Source organism: Patulibacter defluvii, from assembly GCF_034096925.1.
GTDB classification, from domain to species: Bacteria; Actinomycetota; Thermoleophilia; order Solirubrobacterales; family Solirubrobacteraceae; genus Patulibacter; species Patulibacter defluvii.
In genome coordinates, this window is sequence record NZ_JAWZSQ010000001.1 from 17,659 (window position 1) to 34,832 (window position 17,174).

Consider the following 17,174-nt stretch of genomic DNA (forward strand, 5'->3'; position numbering starts at 1 on the left):
GCGGCGGCGCGTCATCGTCCGGCTCCCTGCTGCAAGGCGGCCTCCATCACCTGCTTGGCGATCGGCGCCGCGACGACGCCGCCCTGGCCGGGGGTGTTCTCGACCACGACCGCCACCGCCACCTTCGGCGAGCTCAGCGGAGCGAAGCCGATGAACCACAGATCGTTGATCCCCTGCTGGATGTTGAGCTCCGCGGTGCCGGTCTTGCCGCCGACCTCGATCCCGGACAGCGCCGAGGCGGTGCCGGTGCCCTCGCGGACGACGTCCCCCATCATCGACCGCAGGTCGGACGCGGCCGAGGCCGACATCACCCGCCGGTAGAGCTCGGGCTCGACCGTCCGCTGGACCCGGCCGTCGGCGTCGACCACCCGGTCGAGCAGGTGCGGCTTCATCAGCCGCCCGCCGTTGGCGACCGCGGCGGCCACCATCGCCATCTGCAGCGGGGTGACCTGGAGCTTGTCCTGGCCGATCCCCAGCCGCGCGACGTCGACGAAGCGGCTGGTGGCGGGGATGAACTTGCCGTCGCGGAACTCGCCCGAGGGCCGCATCTGCTCGGCCGGGTAGTCGAGCGGCGGCCGCTCGTCGAAGCCGAACCGCTCCATGTAGCGCTTCATCGTCGCCCGGCCGACGTCCTCGGCGACGTTGGCGAAGGCGGTGTTGACCGAGTGCGTGAGCGCGTTGCGGAGCGTCGTCCCTGGGAAGTTCTCGCCGCCGAAGTTGCGCAGCGGGGTGCCGCTGAAGAGCTGGCCGTCGGAGCCGTCGACGGTCGAGTCGGGCGTGTACTTGCCGCTGTCGAGCGCCGCCGCCGCCGTCACGACCTTGAACGTCGACCCCGGCACGTAGGCGTCCTGGGTGGCGCGGTTGGTCTGCGGGTGGGTCTTGTCGAGCTTGTTCAGCCGCGCGCGGTAGTCGTCGTCGACCATCTTGTTCGGGTCGTACGACGGCACCGAGACCATCGCCAGCACCTTGCCGGTCCGCGGCTCGAGCGCGACCACCGAGCCGGCGCGGCCGGCGAGCGCGCTGATCGCCGCCCGCTGGACCCGCGGCTCGAGCGTGACGTGGACGTCGTCGCCGCGCTGGTCGCCCTTGATCAGCTTGTCGACGGCGGTCGCCAGCTTGACCGCCTTGCCGGCCAGCCACTCGTTCTGCGACCGCTCCAGGCCGGTCTGGCCGGGCCCGACGAAGCTGTAGCCGACCGGCGCCGCGAAGGCCGATCCCTGCGGGTACTTGCGGGTGTAGACGCGGGTGTTGGTGTCGCGCGAGCGGACCCGCACGCTGCGCGCCAGGACCGTGCCGTCGGCGGCCACGATCCGCCCCCGCGGCACCCGCTGGGCGCGGATCACGTCGCGCTTGTTGAGCGCGTTGGCCCGCAGGTCGCCGTCCTCGAAGACCGTCCACCGCGAGGTGAAGGCGATCAGCACCCCGAAGAGCAGGACGACGACGACGAAGAGGTTGCGGATCTGCGCGTTCACGCCGGTCGCCTCGCGTCCTCCGAGACACGCAGCAGCAGCGCCAGCAGCACGAAGTTGGCCATGATCGACGAGCCGCCGTAGCTGACGAAGGGCAGCGTCACGCCGGTCAGCGGGATCACCTTCGTGACGCCGCCGACGATCACGAACACCTGCAGCGCGAAGACGGCGGTGAGGCCGGTCGCCAGCAGCTTGCTGAACGGGTCGCGGGCGAGGATCGCCACCCGGAAGCCGCGGTGCACGAACAGCAGGTAGGCGAGGATGATCGCCGCGCCGCCGAGCAGCCCGGTCTCGTTGGTGATCAGGGCGTAGATCATGTCGGTGTTGGCCGCCGGCAGCAGCGGCGTGCCGACCACCCCGTCGTTGACCTGGGTCAGCAGCTCGGCCTGGCCGAGGCCGCGGCCGAAGAGCCCACCGTCGGCCTGGGCGAAGAGCGACTGGGCCAGCTGGGCGCTGCCGCCGACCTGGTCGAACAGCTGCGGGTCGAGCGGGTCGCGCCAGGCCGCCACGCGGTCCTGGACGTGGCCGACCCGGCCGCCGACGATGTAGGCCCCGAGCGCGAACGCCCCGATCCCGGCCAGCGGGAAGCGCAGCTGGCCGGTCGCGACGTAGATCAGGGCCAGGAAGGCGCCGAAGAACATCAGCGACGAGCCGAGGTCGCGGATCACGATCAGGAGCAGCATCGCCGTGCCCCAGATCGCCAGCAGCGGGCCCAGGTGGCGCAGCGGCGGCAGCGTCACCCCGAGCAGCTTGCGGCCGCCGTGGATCAGCACCTGGCGGGTGTCGCGCAGGTAGCTGGCCAGGAAGATGACGATCCCGATCTTCGCGAACTCGGCCGCCTGGAAGCTCAGCGGGCCGAGCTTGATCGACAGGTAGGCGCCGTTCGACGACTGCCCGATCAGCGGCATCCGCGGCAGGATCAGCAGCACGATCGCCCCGAGCGCGATCGTGTAGCGATATCGCTCCAGCTGGTGGTAGTCGCGGAGCGCGATCATCGTCGCCGAGAACAGGCCCAGCCCGATCACGAACCAGAGCGCCTGCGAGCGGGCGAAGCTCTCGTCGATCCGGTACAGCTCGACCAGCCCGAAGCAGGCGACCAGCGCCACCAGCGGGAACAGGAACGGATCGGCGTTCGGCGCGGTGAAGCGGATCACCAGGTGCCCGACCAGGCACAGCGCCAGGAACGCGCCGCCGTAGATGAGCGACGTGTTGCCGACGAAGTCGCCGCGCTTGAGGAAGATCGCCGTGAAGCCGGCCGTGATCAGCAGCGCCGACGGCAGGAGCGCGAGGGCCTCGCGCGTGCGCGGCCTCACGGCTTGACGACCTCGCCGCGCTCGAGCCGCGACACCAGGTCGTTGGCGTCGGCGAGCGAGCGCAGCCGGTGGTCCAGCAGCCGCTCGCGCAGGCGCGGATCGACCTCGTCGACGGGGACCGACGACGGGTAGTTCACCGAGTAGAGGCTGATCCCGCCGGGCAGGTCGTACGGCAGGCCGCGGTAGACGGTCACCAGCCCCTTGTGGGTGCCGACGAAGTAGACCGTCTGCGACGCGAAGTAGCCGCCGATCAGGACGCAGAGCAGCAGGAAGAGGACGATGAACGGCCCGGCCCGGACGCCGCGCTTCTTCTTCTTCGCCGCCGGCCGCGGCTGGCGGGGACCGTCGCCGATCGGGACGCCGCGGTCGTCGAGCTCGTCGTCGGCCGCGGCCGGGTCGACGACCGGCAGCACGGCGGTCGCCTGCTCGTGGCTGGCGGTCGGGGCCTCGCTCGACGCGGGGCCGGCCGGGCCGTCGCCGTCGACGACGCGGAACAGCAGGACGGTGATGTTGTCGCGGCCGCCGGCGGCGTTGGCCGCGTCGACCAGCCGGTCGACCAGCTCGGTCAGCGGCCGCGGCTCGGCCAGCAGCTCCTCGATCTCGTCCTCGGCGAGCATCGCCGTCAGGCCGTCGCTGCAGACCAGGTACAGGTCGTCCGACTCGACCGGCAGCACCTCGGAGTCGACGGCGACCTCGGACTCGGGGCCGAGCGCGCGGGTGATGATCGAGCGCTGCGGGTGCTCGAGCGCCTGCTCCGGGGTCAGCCGCCCCTGGCGCACCAGCTCCTCGACCAGCGAGTGGTCGCGGGTCAGGCGGGTCAGGCGGCCGGCCCGCAGCCGGTAGAGGCGGCTGTCGCCGACGTGGACCACGACCAGGTTGCCGGTGTCGACGTAGGCGGCGGTCAGGGTGGTGCCCATCCCGGCGCGGCGCTGGTCGCGCTGGGCGCGCTCGTGGATCCGGCGGTTGGCCTCGACCACCTGGTCGGTCAGCCGCTCGGCGACGGTCCCGGTGCCCTCCCCGAGACCCTCGCGGAGGACCTCGACGGCGACCCGCGAGGCGACCTCGCCGGCCTGGGCCCCGCCCATCCCGTCGGCGACCGCGAACAGCGGCGCGCGCGCCACGAACGAATCCTCGTTGTGGGGACGCTGGCGGCCGGTGTCGGTCCGCTGGGCGTGTTCGGCGACGCGCAGCACTAGTGGTCAGTCATCCAGGTACGTGAACTCGGTGTCGCCGATCCGGATCCGGTCGCCGACCTGCAGCGGCTGCGCTCCGGCCAGCGGCTCCTCGTTGAGGAAGGTCCCGTTGGTCGAGCCCAGATCCTCCACGATCACCACTCCCGCCTGTCGCACCAGCCGTGCATGCTTGCCGGACGCGTAGGCATCGTCGATCTGGATGTCTACCTGGCTGCCGCGCCCGATGACGGCTCCCGGGCCGATGTCGTACTCGTCGCCGGGCTGGTGGCCGACCGCGCGCTCGACCCGCAGCCGCGGCGCGCCGCCGCCGCTGGGGGCCAGCGCGCCGGCCTCGGCGACGCCCGGCGCGACCGCCCCGACGGCGCCGCGGCTGAGGTCGGCGATGCTCGACCGCGCCACCCACGCCAGGAACAGGTAGAGGACCGCGACGATCCCGAACTTCAGCGCGACGGAGACGGGCTCGACGAGGTCGGCCAGCGGCAGGCTCGACGTCACCGGCCGTCCTCCACCCGCAGCACGACGGTGCCCAGCTCGATCCGGTCGCCGGGCGCGATCGTGGCGGCGGTGCCGGCCGGGACCGCGATCCCGCCGACGCGGACGCCGTTGGTCGATCCCAGGTCCTCGATCGTCCAGCCGTCGGGCCCGGGCGCGATCCGGCAGTGGCGGCGCGAGACCTCGGCGCTGGCGATCACCACGTCGCACTCGCGGCTGCGGCCGATCGTGCCGCCGCTCGCGGGCAGCAGCTCGCGGCGGCCCTCCAAGAGCAGCGCCAGCCGGTCGGCGGCGGCCGCCCGCGGACGGCGGGCCGGCGGCGCGGCGGGCGCCGGCGGCTCGCGGCGGACGGGCTCCGACGGGCCGGTCCGCTGGACCCGGCGCGGCTCCTCGGCGACCGGGGCGGGCGCCGGGGCGGCGGCCGGCGGCTCGTCGTGGAGCGCGGCGACGCCGTAGCGGCTCGGCGGCAGCTCGGCGCCGCGGTGGAAGCTGACCTCGGGCGCGTGGGCCAGCGCGAACCGCTGCTCGCGCGCGTGCACCAGCAGGTGGTTGGACAGCTCCTCGTTCAGCGTCGGGCCGAGGGCGATGATCCGCTCGTGGTCGGTGGGGGAGAGGTACACGTCGTAGCGGTGGGCGACCCAGGTGCGGTCGAGTCCCTGGCGGCGGGTGGCCTCCATCTCCCGCACCAGCCCGCGGGCGATCTCGGCGGGGGTGACCTCGCTTCGGAACAGCCGACCGAAGGTCCCCTCGACCAGGCCGGCCAGCTTGCTCTCGATGTCGCGCAGCACGGGAGACTCGGGGCTCGGTCACCGGATGCTACGGGGTGCGGCGCTCGGGCCGGGCCCCCCTCCGGCGACCTGCGGCCCCGGGCCGCGGCCGGCCGACGCCAGCGCGCCGATCGCGATCGTCCCCAGGCAGGCCAGCACGGGCGCCGTCGGTCCGCCTCCGGGACCGCCCGCGGCGGCCACCAGCGCCGGCACCAGCAGGCCCGCCGCGCCGGCCGCGCCGCCCAGCACCACGAGCCCCGCGAGCACCCGCCGCTGGTGGTCGCTGGTGCCGGCCCGGGCGGCCAGCAGCGCGGCGACGACGGCCAGCGTCAGGGCCAGGGCGAGCGCCAGCGGACCGATCGCCGCGCCGATCGCGGCCGCGAACGGGGCCAGCGGCAGCAGCGCCGGGCGCGGGCGGGCGGCGTAGGTGCGGACGCGCGGACGCGGGGCGGGCGGCACGTCGTCGGCGACCGGCGGCGGCTCGCGGGCGATCTCCGGCAGACCGGCCGCGCGGACCGGGTCGGCGATCGCGGGCGCGACGGCGACGCCGCGGGCGTGGAGCGCGGAGACCAGCGCGTCCTCCAGCTGCTGGACGCTGCCGCGGTCCTCGGGCGCTGGGGCCGACGCGCGGTCGATCGCGGTCACCAGCTCCTCCGGCAGGTCGGGCCGGCGGCGGCCGAGCGAGGGCAGCGCCGCGTGGGTCCGGACCAGCGCGCTGGCCTTGTCGGGCGGGCCGGCGGGGTGCGAGCCGGTCAGCGCCTCGTGCAGCACGACCGCGACCGCCCAGAGATCGCCGGCCTCGTCGCCGCGACCGCCCTCCAGCCGCTCGGGCGACATGTAGGAGAGCGTGCCGACGATCTTGCCGGGGGCCGGCGGCTCGTCGTCGCGCAGCGGCCGGCCGGCGCGGTCGCGACCGGCCAGGCGGGCGATCCCGAAGTCGGCCAGCTTCGCGGGCGGGATCCCGGGGTCGCAGGGATGGGCCTCGTCGCGGCCGCGGAAGGCGCCCGCGGGAACCAGGACGTTGCGCGGCGTGACGTCGCGGTGGACGATCCCGCGCCCGTGCGCGTGGCGGAGCGCGCCGCAGAGGGCGATCCCGATCTGCAGCAGCTCGCTGTCGGTGTGGGTGTCCTCGGCGATCGTGCGGCGGAGGGTGTCGCCCTCGACCAGCTCGGTGATCAGCCAGACCGATCCGGCCGCCGCCCCGAGCGCGTAGACGCCGACGATCGCGGGGTGGCCCAGGCGGGCGGCCGCGCGGGCCTCGGCCAGCGCGCGCTCGCCGCCGTCGCCGGGCAGCCGCTTGATCGCGACCGGCCGGCCGAGCTGGCGGTCGATCGCCTGCCAGACGGTGCCGGCGCCGCCGCGGCCGAGCACGCGGACCAGCTCGTAGCGGCCGAGGACGGTCTCGCCCGGGACCAGGGTTCCGGGGGTCGCCGCGGGGGCGGACGCGGCGCGGGGCGCGAGGCCCGTCGCCGACGCAGCGGAGGAGGGGGCCGGCGATGCCGACGCGGCCGCCTCGGGGAGGGCGGAGCGTTCGGTCGCGGCAGCGGTTCCCGTGCGCACGAGGGCTCGTTTCGCTGTACACGGCTCGCCTCCTGCTCGCGGGAAGTACCCTGAGTTGCAGCAGGAACCGCCCGATCGGCGGTGAACGACGGGCAGAACCGCCGACAGGACCACCCGGGTCCGACCGGCGCGACCACTGCACCCTGCCCCAGGAGCGAACCCCGTGTCGTTCTTCGACGACGACGACTTCGACGAGCCCACGCACGTCGCCCACGAGGCGGCTCCTCGTCGCGCGTCGTCGCGGCGGCCGGGCCTCGGCGGTGGGTTGACGCCCGATCCCCAGCAGGCGCGCGTGCGTCAGATGGTGGCGCTCGGCGTCATCGTGCTGGTACTGATCCTGCTGACGCTGGCGATCAACGGCTGCGTCAAGTCGGGCCGCACCAACGCCCTCAAGGACTACTCGCGCGACGTCACCGCGCTGCTGCAGGAGTCCAAGAGCGAGGTCGCCGGCCCGCTCTTCGAGACGCTCGGCTCGGGCCAGGACGCGACCGAGATGGTCCCCAAGCTCAACAGCCTGCGCGAGACGGCCGAGAACGAGGCCGACCGCGCGAAGAACTTCAGCCCGCCCGGCGACGACCGCGGCAAGGCCGCCCAGCACGACCTCGAGCTGGCGATGAACCTGCGCGCCTCCGCGATCCGCACGATCGCCGAGCGGCTGCCGGCGGCGCTCGGCGACGCCGACACCAGCGCGTCGGCGGTCGACGCGATCGCCGGCCAGATGCAGGCGCTGCTGGCCAGCGACGTGATCATCATCTCGCGCACGAAGCCGCTGATCGACGAGGCGTTGAAGGACGCCGGCGTCAGCGGGGCCGAGGTCGACGGCGGCGCGGTCCGGATCGTGGCCGACGCGGCCTGGCTGACCCCGGACACGGTCGCCTCGAAGCTCGGCGCGACCGGCGGCGGCGGGGGCGGCAGCTCGACCTCGGGCACGGTCCGCAACCGCTCCGACGAGACGCCGACCACCGCCGGCCGCCACGGCAACGGGATCACCGGCGTGACGGCCGGGGGCACGGCCCTGACGGCGGGCGAGACGGCCACCGTCAGCGGCAACCAGATCAACGTCCAGGTCGCCAACCAGGGCGAGGCGGACGAGACCAACGTCGACGTCGGCGCCACCTTCACCCCCGCGGGCGGCAAGGCGGTGTCGTTCAAGACGACGGTCAAGACGATCACCAAGGGCGCCTCGGTCGACGTGCCGCTCAAGCTGCCGGCCACGGTCAAGGGCAGCGGCGAGCTGAAGGTCCAGGTCGGGGGCGTCCCCGGCGAGGAGAACCTGAGCAACAACGAGCAGACGTTCACCGTGACGTTCGGCGGCTGATCGCCCCGTGAACGACCTCGGCGAGACCTGGCACATCGTCGGCGCGGCCGCCCTCGCGGTCGCGCTGGTGGCCCTCCTCGCCGTGGTCGTCCTGGCGGTCCAGCTGCGGCGGCTGCGGCGGGCCCAGTCGGCGGTGCTCGGGCCCCACGGTCGCGACGACCTGGTGACGCACGCGGCGGCGCTCGACCAACGGGTCTCCGCGGCGACCGACGAGTGGCGGGCGCTCTCCGACCAGCTGTCGCACCGGATGGGCGGGATCGAGGGCGCGCTGCTGCGGGTCTTCTCGCGCCACGGGATGGTCCGCTACGACGCCTACGGCGAGCTCTCGGGCCAGCAGTCCTGCTCGCTGGCCCTGCTCGACGTCCGCGGCGACGGCGTGGTGATCACCTCGATCCACCACCGGGACCAGGCGCGGCTGTACATCCGCCGCGTGACGGGCGGGCGGCCGGAGCACCGGCTGGCGCCCGAGGAGGACGAGGCGCTGTCGCTCGCCCTCCGTCACGGATCGATCGCCGCCGACGGCACGATCGAGGGCACGCCGCCCGCGCCGCGGCCCGGCGTCGACGGCGACTGACGCTGTGACCAGGCGGTGATCGCGATGGACACCGCCTGGACCGTGGGTATGCTCCTGTGCGGGAGTTCCCACCGTGCACTCCGGCGATTCGTCAGCCACCGTCGTGCCCCTGTCGCCCCGCGGCGACGGGCCTCATGCGGCGCGGCGCGGGGTCCGGGCCGGGGCCCGCGCCCCGCGTGACAGCGGTCCACCGGCCTCCGGCGGCTCGCACGTCCTGGTCCTCAACGCGACCTACGAGCCGATCCACGTCTGCGGCGTCCGGCGCGCCACGGTCCTGCTCCTGAAGGAGAAGGCCGAGGTGATCGAGACCGGCCAAGGCGAGCTACGGGCCGAGCGGACCTCGCTTCCCAGGCCCGCCGTCATCCGTCTCAGCACCTACGCGCCCGTGCCTCGGCACGGGCGCCGTCGTTTGACGAGGCGGGCGGTCTTCGCGCGCGACGACTGGACCTGCCAGTACTGCGGTTCGCGCAGCGACCTGACCGTCGACCACGTGATCCCGCGCTCGAAGGGCGGGTCGAGCGAGTGGGAGAACATCGTCGCCTGCTGCTCGACGTGCAACCGCCGCAAGGCCGACCGGCTGCCGCACCAGGCACGGATGTTCCCCCGCCACCACCCCCGCCCGCCGCACCCGTCGGTCTTCATCCAGGTGGCGTGCCCGCGGATCCCCGACAGCTGGCAGGCCTGGTTGCCGCAGGCGGCCTAGTCGGGGCGTTGGCCTCAGTTGGGGAGGGCCGTGGTTGGTCCGCGGGGGTGGCGCACGCCCTCGATCGCTTGCGGCCGCGGGACGGCTGCGCTGGTTCGGAACCGGGGGTGGTTTGGCCGCAAATGCTGCGATCTCCGGGCGTACCCCACCCCCGCTGGCTTGGCGACGGGACCGTTGGCGAGGCGGCTTCGTGCTGGTCGGGCGCCTCGGCAGCCCTTGGGGAGAGCGGGGCGTGCGCGGGCGGCTCAGCGGCTCGCGTGGCGGTTGACCCCCGGCGTCCGGGGCCGATCCGCCACGCGAGGGACGAGGGCGGCCCTTCGCCGCCCCTAGCCCCCGGAGGAGCACCCGCCGACACGCCTCCGAGGACCAGGACCCCGCCGCGCACCGGCAGCGGCCCTCCGCCACGGCACCGGTCGCCAAGCCAGCGGGGGTGGGGTGCGCCGGAGATCGCAGCATTTGCGGCCGAACCAGTCCACCGCGACCGGCGGAGCGCTCCCGCGGCCGCAAGCGATCGAGGGCGTGCGCCACCCCCGCGGACCAACCACGGCCCTCCCCAGCTGAGGCCCCCCACAACGACGCGCGGCGCCCCGTGGGGCGCCGCGCTGAGAGTGTCGGACCGGTGGTCCGGATCGAAGTTCCACGTCACCACGCCAGTACCGTGGGCGCGGGTGCATCCGCTGGGACGAGGGCGGAACTTCGAGGCCGGAATGGCGCGCCGTGGCGCACCACCGGAGGCCGATCGAGCTGCCTCTAGGAGACAGCCACCTCCTGGGTCCCGAAACTACTGTCGATGATTCGGACCACCTCCTTTCTCTGGTGCTGCAAGGAGGTCCGAACGTATCACCCCGGTGCGACGAGGTCGACCGGATCGGGGATCGCGGCGCGTCCCCGTCCCGGTTCGAGTCCTCGTCGGCGGGCGGCGGCTCAGCCCTCGCCGGCGTCGTCGTCGGCCGGCGCGGCCTCGGCGTCGCCCTCGGTGGCCGGCGCCTCGCCCGCCGCGTCGCCCTCGGCCTGGACGGTCCCGGGGGGGGCCGCCAGGTCGACCGGCGCCTCGCCCGGGGTCTCCGGGATGCCCTCGGTCGGGTCGGCGTCCTCGTCCTCGACCACGCGGGCGATCGCGCTCACGCGGTCGTCGTCGCGGACGTTCATCACCTTCACGCCCTGCGAGTTGCGGCCGTAGCGGTTGATGCCCTTGACCGCCGTCCGCTGGACCATGCCGGCCTCGCTGATGAAGACCAGGCCCTCGTGCTCGCGGACCACCAGCGCGCCGGCCAGGCCGCCCTTGGCCTCGGTCAGCTGGATCGTCTTCACGCCCTTGGCGCCGCGGCTGGTCTTGCGGTACTCGCGAACCAGCGTCCGCTTGCCGAAGCCGTTCTCGGTCACCACCAGCAGGTCGAGGTCGTCGCGGGCGACGTCCATCGCGATCACCGAGTTCTTGGCCGCGTCGCCGCCGACGTCCATGCCGCGAACGCCGGTGGTGTCGCGGCCCATCGCGCGGGCGTCGGCCTCGCTGAAGCGGACGGCGAGGCCGGCCTTCGAGACCATCACGACCTCGTCCTCCGGGTCGACGTTGCGGACGGCGATCAGCTCGTCGTCGTCGCGGACCTTGATCGCGATGATGCCGTCGGCCTTGATCGGCGTGTTGTAGGCCTGCAGCTCGGTCTTCTTCACCGTCCCGTTGCGGGTGGCGAAGATCAGGTACTTCGTCTCGTTGAAGTCGCGGGTCGAGAGCACGGACTGGATCCGCTCGCCCTCGCGCAGCGGCAGGAAGTTGCGCAGGAAGCGGCCCTTCGACTGGCGCGACGCCTCCGGCAGCTCGTAGACCTTGGAGCGGTAGACCTTGCCGCGGTTGGAGAAGAACAGCAGGTAGTCGTGGCTCGAGCAGACGAAGAGGTGCTCGATGTAGTCGCCGTCCTTCATGTTCATGCCGGTCACCCCGACCCCGCCGCGGCGCTGCTGGCGGTAGGTGTTCAGCGGCAGCGACTTGATGTAGCCGTCCTGGGTGATCGTGATCACCATCTGCTGGTCGGCGATCAGGTCCTCGATGTCGATCTCGCCCTCGGCGTGGGTGATGATCGTGCGCCGCTCGTCGCCGAACCGCTCGGCGATCTCGAGCATCTCCTCCTTGATCAGGTCGAGCACCTTCTGCTCGTCGCCGAGCAGCTCCTTCAGCTCGCGGATCCGCTCCATCACGTCGGCGTGCTCGGCGCGGATCGCGTCGCTCTCCAGCGCGGTCAGCTGCGACAGCCGCAGGTCGAGGATCGCCTGGGCCTGGATCAGGGTCAGGCCGAACTGCGACATCAGCTCGCCGCGGGCGGTCTCGCGGTCCTTCGACGAGCGGATCACCTGGATCACCGCGTCGAGGTTGTCGAGCGCGATCAGCAGGCCCTCGAGGACGTGGGCCCGGGCCTCCTTCTGGGCCAGCTCGAACTTCGCGCGGCGGACGACGACGTCGCGCTGGTGGGCGACGTAGGAGCGCAGCACCTCGCGCAGCGACAGCGTCCGCGGCACGCCGTCGACCAGCGCCACCATGTTGACGCCGAAGGTGTTCTGCATGTTGGTGTGCTTGAACAGCTTGTTCAGCACCACCTTCGGCAGCGTGTCGCGCTTGAGCTCGATCACGAGCCGCATGCCGCGCTTGTCCGACTCGTCGCGGATGTCGGAGATCTCCGGGATCTTCTTGTCCCGGACGAGGTCGGCGATCTTGACGATCAGGCCGTTCTCGCCGCCCTTCTTCACCTCGTAGGGCAGCTCGGTGACGATGATCGCCTCCTTGCCCTGCGTCAGCGGCTCGATGTGCGCCTTCGCCTGGACCCGGACCTTGCCGCGGCCGGTCTCGTAGGCGTCCTTGATCCCGCCGACGCCGAGGATGATGCCGCCGGTCGGGAAGTCGGGACCCTTGAGGTGCTGCATCAGCGCCTCGGTCGAGATCGACGGGTCGTCGATGAAGGCGATCGTCGCGTCGATCGCCTCCCGCAGGTTGTGCGGCGGGATCTTGGTCGCCATCCCGACGGCGATCCCGGCCGAGCCGTTGACCAGCAGGTTCGGGAACCGCGCCGGCAGCACGTCCGGCTCCATCTTGCGGCCGTCGTAGTTCGGCGAGAAGTCGACCGTGTCCATGTCCAGGTCGCGCAGCATCTCCAGCGCGAGCCTGGTCAGGCGGGCCTCGGTGTACCGCATGGCCGCGGGCGGGTCGTCGTCGATCGAGCCGAAGTTGCCCTGGCCGTCGACGAGCTCGTAGCGCATCGCGAAGTCCTGGGCGAGCCGCACGAGCGTGTCGTAGATCGACGCGTCGCCGTGCGGGTGGTAGTTGCCCATCACCTCGCCGACGATGCGGGCGCACTTGGCGTACCCGCGCGTCGGCCCGATGCCCAGCTCGGACATGCCGTAGAGCACCCGCCGGTGGACCGGCTTCAGTCCGTCGCGCACGTCCGGCAGGGCGCGTCCGACGATCACCGACATCGCGTAGTCGAGGTACGCGGTGCGCATCTCGTCCTCGAGCGCGCGCGGCTCGATGTTCCCGCCGGAGATCACGTCGGTGCTCGCCATGGATCAGGTCCTCGTTCGTGCGTTCAGGGTGGAAGGGGGGACGCCGGTGCCGGCCGGCCGCGGCCCGTGGGGCGACGGCCGGCCGGCGGCTCAGACGTCGAGGTTCACGACCTGGCGGGCGTGCTCCTCGATGAAGTCGCGGCGGAACTCGACGTGCTCGCCCATCAGCATCGAGAAGAGGCGGTCGGCGGCCGCCGCGTCCTCGATCGTGACCTGCTGCAGGGTGCGGGTCTTCGGGTCCATCGTCGTCTCGCCGAGCTGGTCGGCGTTCATCTCGCCGAGGCCCTTGAAGCGCGACAGCTGGACGCCCTTCTGCGCGACCGCCATCACCTGGCGGGCCAGCTCGTCGAAGGTGTCGGCCTCGGCCGTGCGGTCGCCGAGCGCGATCTGGAACGGCGGCTGGCCGAGGTGCTTGACCAGCTGCTGGTGGACCTTGACGAAGCCGGTGTACTCGGCGCTGTCGAAGAGCCCCCGGGTCAGCCGGTGCGTCCGCCGCAGGTTGGTCTTCTTCTCGGTGGTCTGGATCCGCAGGTGCTCGTCGTCGCTGGAGAGCAGCTCGACGTGGATCCCCGTCTCCGCCTCGGCGTCGGCCGACTTCAGCCGCTCGAGGACGTTGTCGGTGCCGACGATCCCGTCGTGGACCAGGCCGGTCGAGGCCAGGAACTGGACGACCTCGGAGCCGTGCTCGCCGCGCAGCGCGCTGCCCCAGCCCTCGTGCTGCTTGCGCAGGCGGCTGAACTTCTGCCACCGCTCGACCGACAGCTTGACCGCGCTGCCGGTGCCGTCGACGACCTCGAACCGGTCGAGCTTGTCGGCGAGCAGGACCTCCTCGAGCTCGGCCTCCTTCTCGATGTAGCGGTCCTTCTGCGCGCCCTGCTTGAGCTTGTAGAGCGGCGGCTTCGCGATGTACACGTAGCCGGCCTCGATCAGCTCCTGCATCTCGCGGAAGATCAGGGTCAGCACCAGCGTCCGGATGTGCGCGCCGTCGACGTCGGCGTCGGTCATCAGGATCAGCTTGTGGTACCGGGCCTGCTCGATGTCGAACTCGTCGCGGACGCCGGTGCCGATCGCGGTGATCAGCGCCTGGACCTCGTTGTTCTGGAGGACCTTGTCGATCCGCGCGCGCTCGACGTTGAGGATCTTGCCGCGCAGCGGCAGGATCGCCTGGGTGTTGCGGTCGCGGCCCTGCTTCGCCGAGCCGCCGGCGGAGTCGCCCTCGACGATGAACAGCTCGGCCAGCGACGGGTCCTTGACCGAGCAGTCCGCCAGCTTGCCCGGCAGCCGCGAGTTCTCCAGCGCGCTCTTGCGGCGGGTCAGGTCGCGGGCCTTGCGGGCCGCGGTCCGGGCCTGGGCGGCCTGGACCGCCTTGCGGATCACCGCGCGGGCGTCCTGCGGGTTCTCCTCGAAGAACTCGGCCAGCTTCTCGTTGACGACCTTCTGGACGAAGCCCTCCATGCCCGGGTTGCCGAGCTTGGTCTTCGTCTGGCCCTCGAACTGGGGGTTGGTGAGCTTGGCCGAGATGACCGCCGTCAGGCCCTCGCGGACGTCCTCGCCGGAGAGCGCCGGGTCCTTCTCCTTCAGCTCGCCCTTGTCGCGCGCCCACTTGTTGATGGTGCGGGTCAGCGCCGACCGGAAGCCGGAGAGGTGCGAGCCGCCCTCGTGGGTGTTGATGTTGTTCGCGAACGAGAACACCGACTCCTGGTAGGTCGAGTTCCACTGCATCGCGATCTCGACGCCGCCGCCCTCGGCCTCGTCCTCGCCCTCGAACCAGACGACCTTCTTCTGGATCGGGTCCTTGCCGTCGTTGAGGAAGCTGACGAAGTCGGCGATGCCGCCCTCGTAGTGGAAGTCGGCCTTCTTGCCCTCGCCGCGCTCGTCGGTGAGGACGATCCGCAGGCCGCGGGTCAGGAAGGCCGTCTCGCGCAGCCGCTGCTCGAGCGTGGCCCAGTCGTAGTCGGTGGTCTCGAAGATCTCCGAGTCCGGCAGGAAGGTGATCGTGGTGCCGGTCCGCTCGCCCTTCGCCAGCGGCTCGCCCTTGACCAGATCGCCCTGCGGCTCGCCGCGCGAGTACTCCTGGCGCCAGTGGTGGCCGTCGCGGCGGACCTCGACCTCGAGCCGCTCCGAGAGCGCGTTGACCACCGAGCTGCCGACGCCGTGGAGGCCGCCGGAGACCTTGTAGCCGCCGCCGTCGCCAAACTTGCCGCCGGCGTGGAGGACGGTCAGCACGACCTCGACCGTGGGACGGCCGGTCTCGTGCATCGCGACCGGGATCCCGGCGCCGTTGTCGACGACCGTCACCGAGTTGTCCGGATGGACGGTGATCCGGACCTCGTCGTTGCGGCCGGCCAGGGCCTCGTCGACCGAGTTGTCGACGATCTCCCAGACCAGGTGGTGCAGCCCTCGCACACCGGTCGAGCCGATGTACATGCCGGGGCGGTGGCGCACCGCCTCGAGCCCCTCGAGGACGGTGATGTCCCCCGCGTCGTAGGAGCTGGCGAGCTTGGCGACCTCCTCCTGCGGAGTGGCCTCCTCCTCGGGCTCGTTGGGGTCAGGGCTGTCGGTCGTCGTCATGAGCCTCCGTGCAGCAGAAACGCCCCGGTCCAGAGTCCTAGGACGCCGGCCGAGGCGCACCGAGCGAATCCCACGCAGGTTACCATAGGAACACCCCGGATCCCCCGTTGGGACGGGCGAAAAGGGCTGCAAACCGCCCGTCTCGCGGCAAGCGGCTCAGGGCCCGGGCGCGGACCGTCCCGAGCCGCCCGCTCGGGTCCGGATCGCGACGATCGGCGGGCCGTCGATCCGGCCGGCCAGCCGCTCCAGCAGCTGCGGGGCCATCAGCTGCAGCTCGTGGGCCCAGGTGGCGTCCTCGCAGGCCACGTGCAGGACCCCGTCGACCAGCGCCACCGGCCGTCCCGCCGCCGCCACCGCCGGTCCGACCGCCGCCGGCCACGCCCGCTGGACCCGCGCCAACCCGTCGTCGGCCGGGGCCAGCCCGTCGAGCAGCGATCCCAGCAGCTCGCCGGCCGGCCTTGGGGTCGAGCGCCGCCGCCGGCTCACGCCCCGCCCCCGCCGACCCGGACCGTGGTGGCGACGCCCGGCTCGACCTCGATCAGGCCGACCTCGTCGCGCTCCGCCCCCGGCACGTGCGCCGCCTCGGTGACGGTGATCAGCGCCTGCCCGGCCCCGGCCAGGACGTCGACCAGCAGCGTCCGGCGGGTGACGTCGAGCTCGCTCATCACGTCGTCGAGCAGCAGCACCGGCCGCTGGCCGCTGGCCGCGTGGAGCGCGTCGGCCTCGCCCAGCAGCAGCGCCAGCAGCGCCAGCCGCTGCTCGCCCTGGGAGCCGAAGCGGGCCAGGGCGCGGCCCTCACGGCGGACGGCCAGGTCGTCGCGGTGCGGCCCGTGGTGGGTGAAGCCGCGCTCCAGGTCGCCGGCCAGGCGGGTGGCGAGCGCGGCCCGGACCTGCTCGGGATCGGCCGACGAGCGCGGCCGGTAGGCGACCTCGAGCGCACCCTCCAGCCCCAGCTGCTCGGCCCGCGCGGCGACGGCCGGGTCGATCGCCGCGACGGCCTGCTCGCGAACGGCGGTCAGCTCGGCCGCGGCGACGGCCAGCGCCTGGTCCCACGGCCCCAGCTCGTCGGCGGCCCGGCCGGCGTCGACCTGGCGCGCCCGCAGCGAGGCCAGCAGCGCGTTGCGCTGGCGCAGCGCCTCGTGGAAGCGGCGCCGGATCGGTCCCGCCGCCGGCCGCAGCGCCACCAGCAGCTGGTCGAGGTGCGCCCGCCGCAACCCCGGCCCACCCTTCACCAGCGCCAGCCGGTCGGGCAGGAAGACGCTCATCCGCGGCCGCGCCGGGTGGTCGAGCAAGCCGTCGACCGGGTTGCCGTCGACCCGCAGCCGCCGCCGCTCGGGCGGCTGCAGCCCGACGCTGAAGGCACTCGTCGCCAGCCCGTCGGGCGGGCCGCTGGCGACCTCGGCGCTGACGTGGGCGGCGTCGGCGCCGCGCCGGACCAGCTCGCGGTCGCCGGCGCCGCGGAAGGAGCGGCCGGTGCAGGCCAGGTAGGCGGCCTCCAGCAGGTTGGTCTTGCCGGCGCCGTTGGGCCCGGCGACGACCGTCAGCCCCGGCCCCAGCTCGACCTCGGCCTCGACGTACGTCCGCAGGTCCCGCACCCGCAGGCGCGAGAGGTACGACAGCCGCGAGGGCGCGAGCGGAGCCGGCCGGTCGGTGATCGTCGCCAGC

General features: G+C 73.1%; 13 protein-coding genes. 3 read left to right on the plus strand and 10 right to left on the minus strand.

Annotation, left to right across the window (positions count from 1 at the left end):
• Positions 1–11 precede the first annotated feature (11 nt).
• From SH587_RS00085 to SH587_RS00110, 6 genes are read right to left on the minus strand one after another with little or no spacing between them, the layout of a single operon-like run.
• Positions 12–1,472, minus strand: coding sequence for a peptidoglycan D,D-transpeptidase FtsI family protein (locus SH587_RS00085; RefSeq protein ID WP_320668498.1), 1,461 nt, complete (start codon positions 1,470–1,472; stop codon positions 12–14).
• On the minus strand, positions 1,469–2,782 hold the full coding sequence (locus SH587_RS00090; protein WP_320668499.1) for an FtsW/RodA/SpoVE family cell cycle protein: 1,314 nt from the start codon (positions 2,780–2,782) through the stop codon (positions 1,469–1,471). Before SH587_RS00090 ends, SH587_RS00085 begins: the two co-directional genes overlap by 4 nt.
• Positions 2,779–3,975 (minus strand): Stp1/IreP family PP2C-type Ser/Thr phosphatase, encoded by a 1,197-nt coding sequence (locus SH587_RS00095; protein ID WP_320668500.1) that lies wholly within the window; start codon positions 3,973–3,975, stop codon positions 2,779–2,781. The genes SH587_RS00090 and SH587_RS00095 overlap by 4 nt, the downstream gene beginning before the upstream one ends.
• 6 nt (positions 3,976–3,981) lie before the next feature.
• Positions 3,982–4,470, minus strand: a complete 489-nt coding sequence (locus SH587_RS00100; protein WP_320668501.1) for an FHA domain-containing protein — start codon at positions 4,468–4,470, stop codon at positions 3,982–3,984.
• Positions 4,467–5,255 (minus strand): FHA domain-containing protein, encoded by a 789-nt coding sequence (locus tag SH587_RS00105; protein WP_320668502.1) that lies wholly within the window; start codon positions 5,253–5,255, stop codon positions 4,467–4,469. Before SH587_RS00105 ends, SH587_RS00100 begins: the two co-directional genes overlap by 4 nt.
• Positions 5,256–5,273: 18 nt before the next feature.
• A complete protein-coding gene (locus SH587_RS00110; RefSeq protein ID WP_320668503.1) occupies positions 5,274–6,794 on the minus strand; it encodes a serine/threonine-protein kinase in 1,521 nt (506 codons plus the stop codon).
• 163 nt (positions 6,795–6,957) lie between these two features.
• Between SH587_RS00110 and SH587_RS00115 the strand changes: the two genes are divergently transcribed.
• The 3 genes from SH587_RS00115 to SH587_RS00125 all read left to right on the plus strand — a co-directional run bounded on the left by SH587_RS00115 (position 6,958) and on the right by SH587_RS00125 (position 9,389).
• Positions 6,958–8,112, plus strand: coding sequence for a hypothetical protein (locus tag SH587_RS00115; RefSeq protein WP_320668504.1), 1,155 nt, complete (start codon positions 6,958–6,960; stop codon positions 8,110–8,112).
• Between the two features lie 7 nt (positions 8,113–8,119).
• The gene (locus SH587_RS00120) at positions 8,120–8,686 is read left to right on the plus strand and encodes a DUF4446 family protein (RefSeq protein ID WP_320668505.1); all 567 of its coding nucleotides are present in this window, start codon (positions 8,120–8,122) and stop codon (positions 8,684–8,686) included.
• Between the two features lie 103 nt (positions 8,687–8,789).
• Positions 8,790–9,389: an HNH endonuclease gene (locus tag SH587_RS00125; protein ID WP_320668506.1), complete on the plus strand. Its 600-nt coding sequence runs from the start codon at positions 8,790–8,792 to the stop codon at positions 9,387–9,389.
• Positions 9,390–10,313: 924 nt separating this feature from the next.
• Here SH587_RS00125 and gyrA read toward each other — a convergent pair.
• From gyrA to recF, 4 genes are all read right to left on the minus strand, one after another.
• A complete protein-coding gene (gene gyrA, locus SH587_RS00130; RefSeq protein WP_320668507.1) occupies positions 10,314–12,938 on the minus strand; it encodes a DNA gyrase subunit A in 2,625 nt (874 codons plus the stop codon).
• Between the two features lie 90 nt (positions 12,939–13,028).
• Positions 13,029–15,509 carry a DNA topoisomerase (ATP-hydrolyzing) subunit B gene (gene gyrB, locus SH587_RS00135; protein WP_320668508.1) on the minus strand — a complete coding sequence of 827 codons (2,481 nt, stop codon included), beginning with the start codon at positions 15,507–15,509 and terminating at the stop codon, positions 13,029–13,031.
• A gap of 156 nt (positions 15,510–15,665) precedes the next feature.
• The gene (locus SH587_RS00140; protein ID WP_320668509.1) at positions 15,666–15,995 is read right to left on the minus strand and encodes a DciA family protein; all 330 of its coding nucleotides are present in this window, start codon (positions 15,993–15,995) and stop codon (positions 15,666–15,668) included.
• Complete coding sequence (recF, locus tag SH587_RS00145) at positions 15,992–17,173, minus strand: DNA replication/repair protein RecF (RefSeq protein WP_320668912.1); 1,182 nt, start codon at positions 17,171–17,173, stop codon at positions 15,992–15,994. Before recF ends, SH587_RS00140 begins: the two co-directional genes overlap by 4 nt.
• Between the last annotated feature and the right edge of the window lies 1 nt (position 17,174).

Coding starts and splice junctions, on each gene's coding strand:
- gyrA (WP_320668507.1), bottom strand. CDS start 12,938: ATGGCGAGCACCGACGTGATCTCCGGCGGGAACATCGAGCCGCGCGCG.
- gyrB (WP_320668508.1), bottom strand. CDS start 15,509: ATGACGACGACCGACAGCCCTGACCCCAACGAGCCCGAGGAGGAGGCC.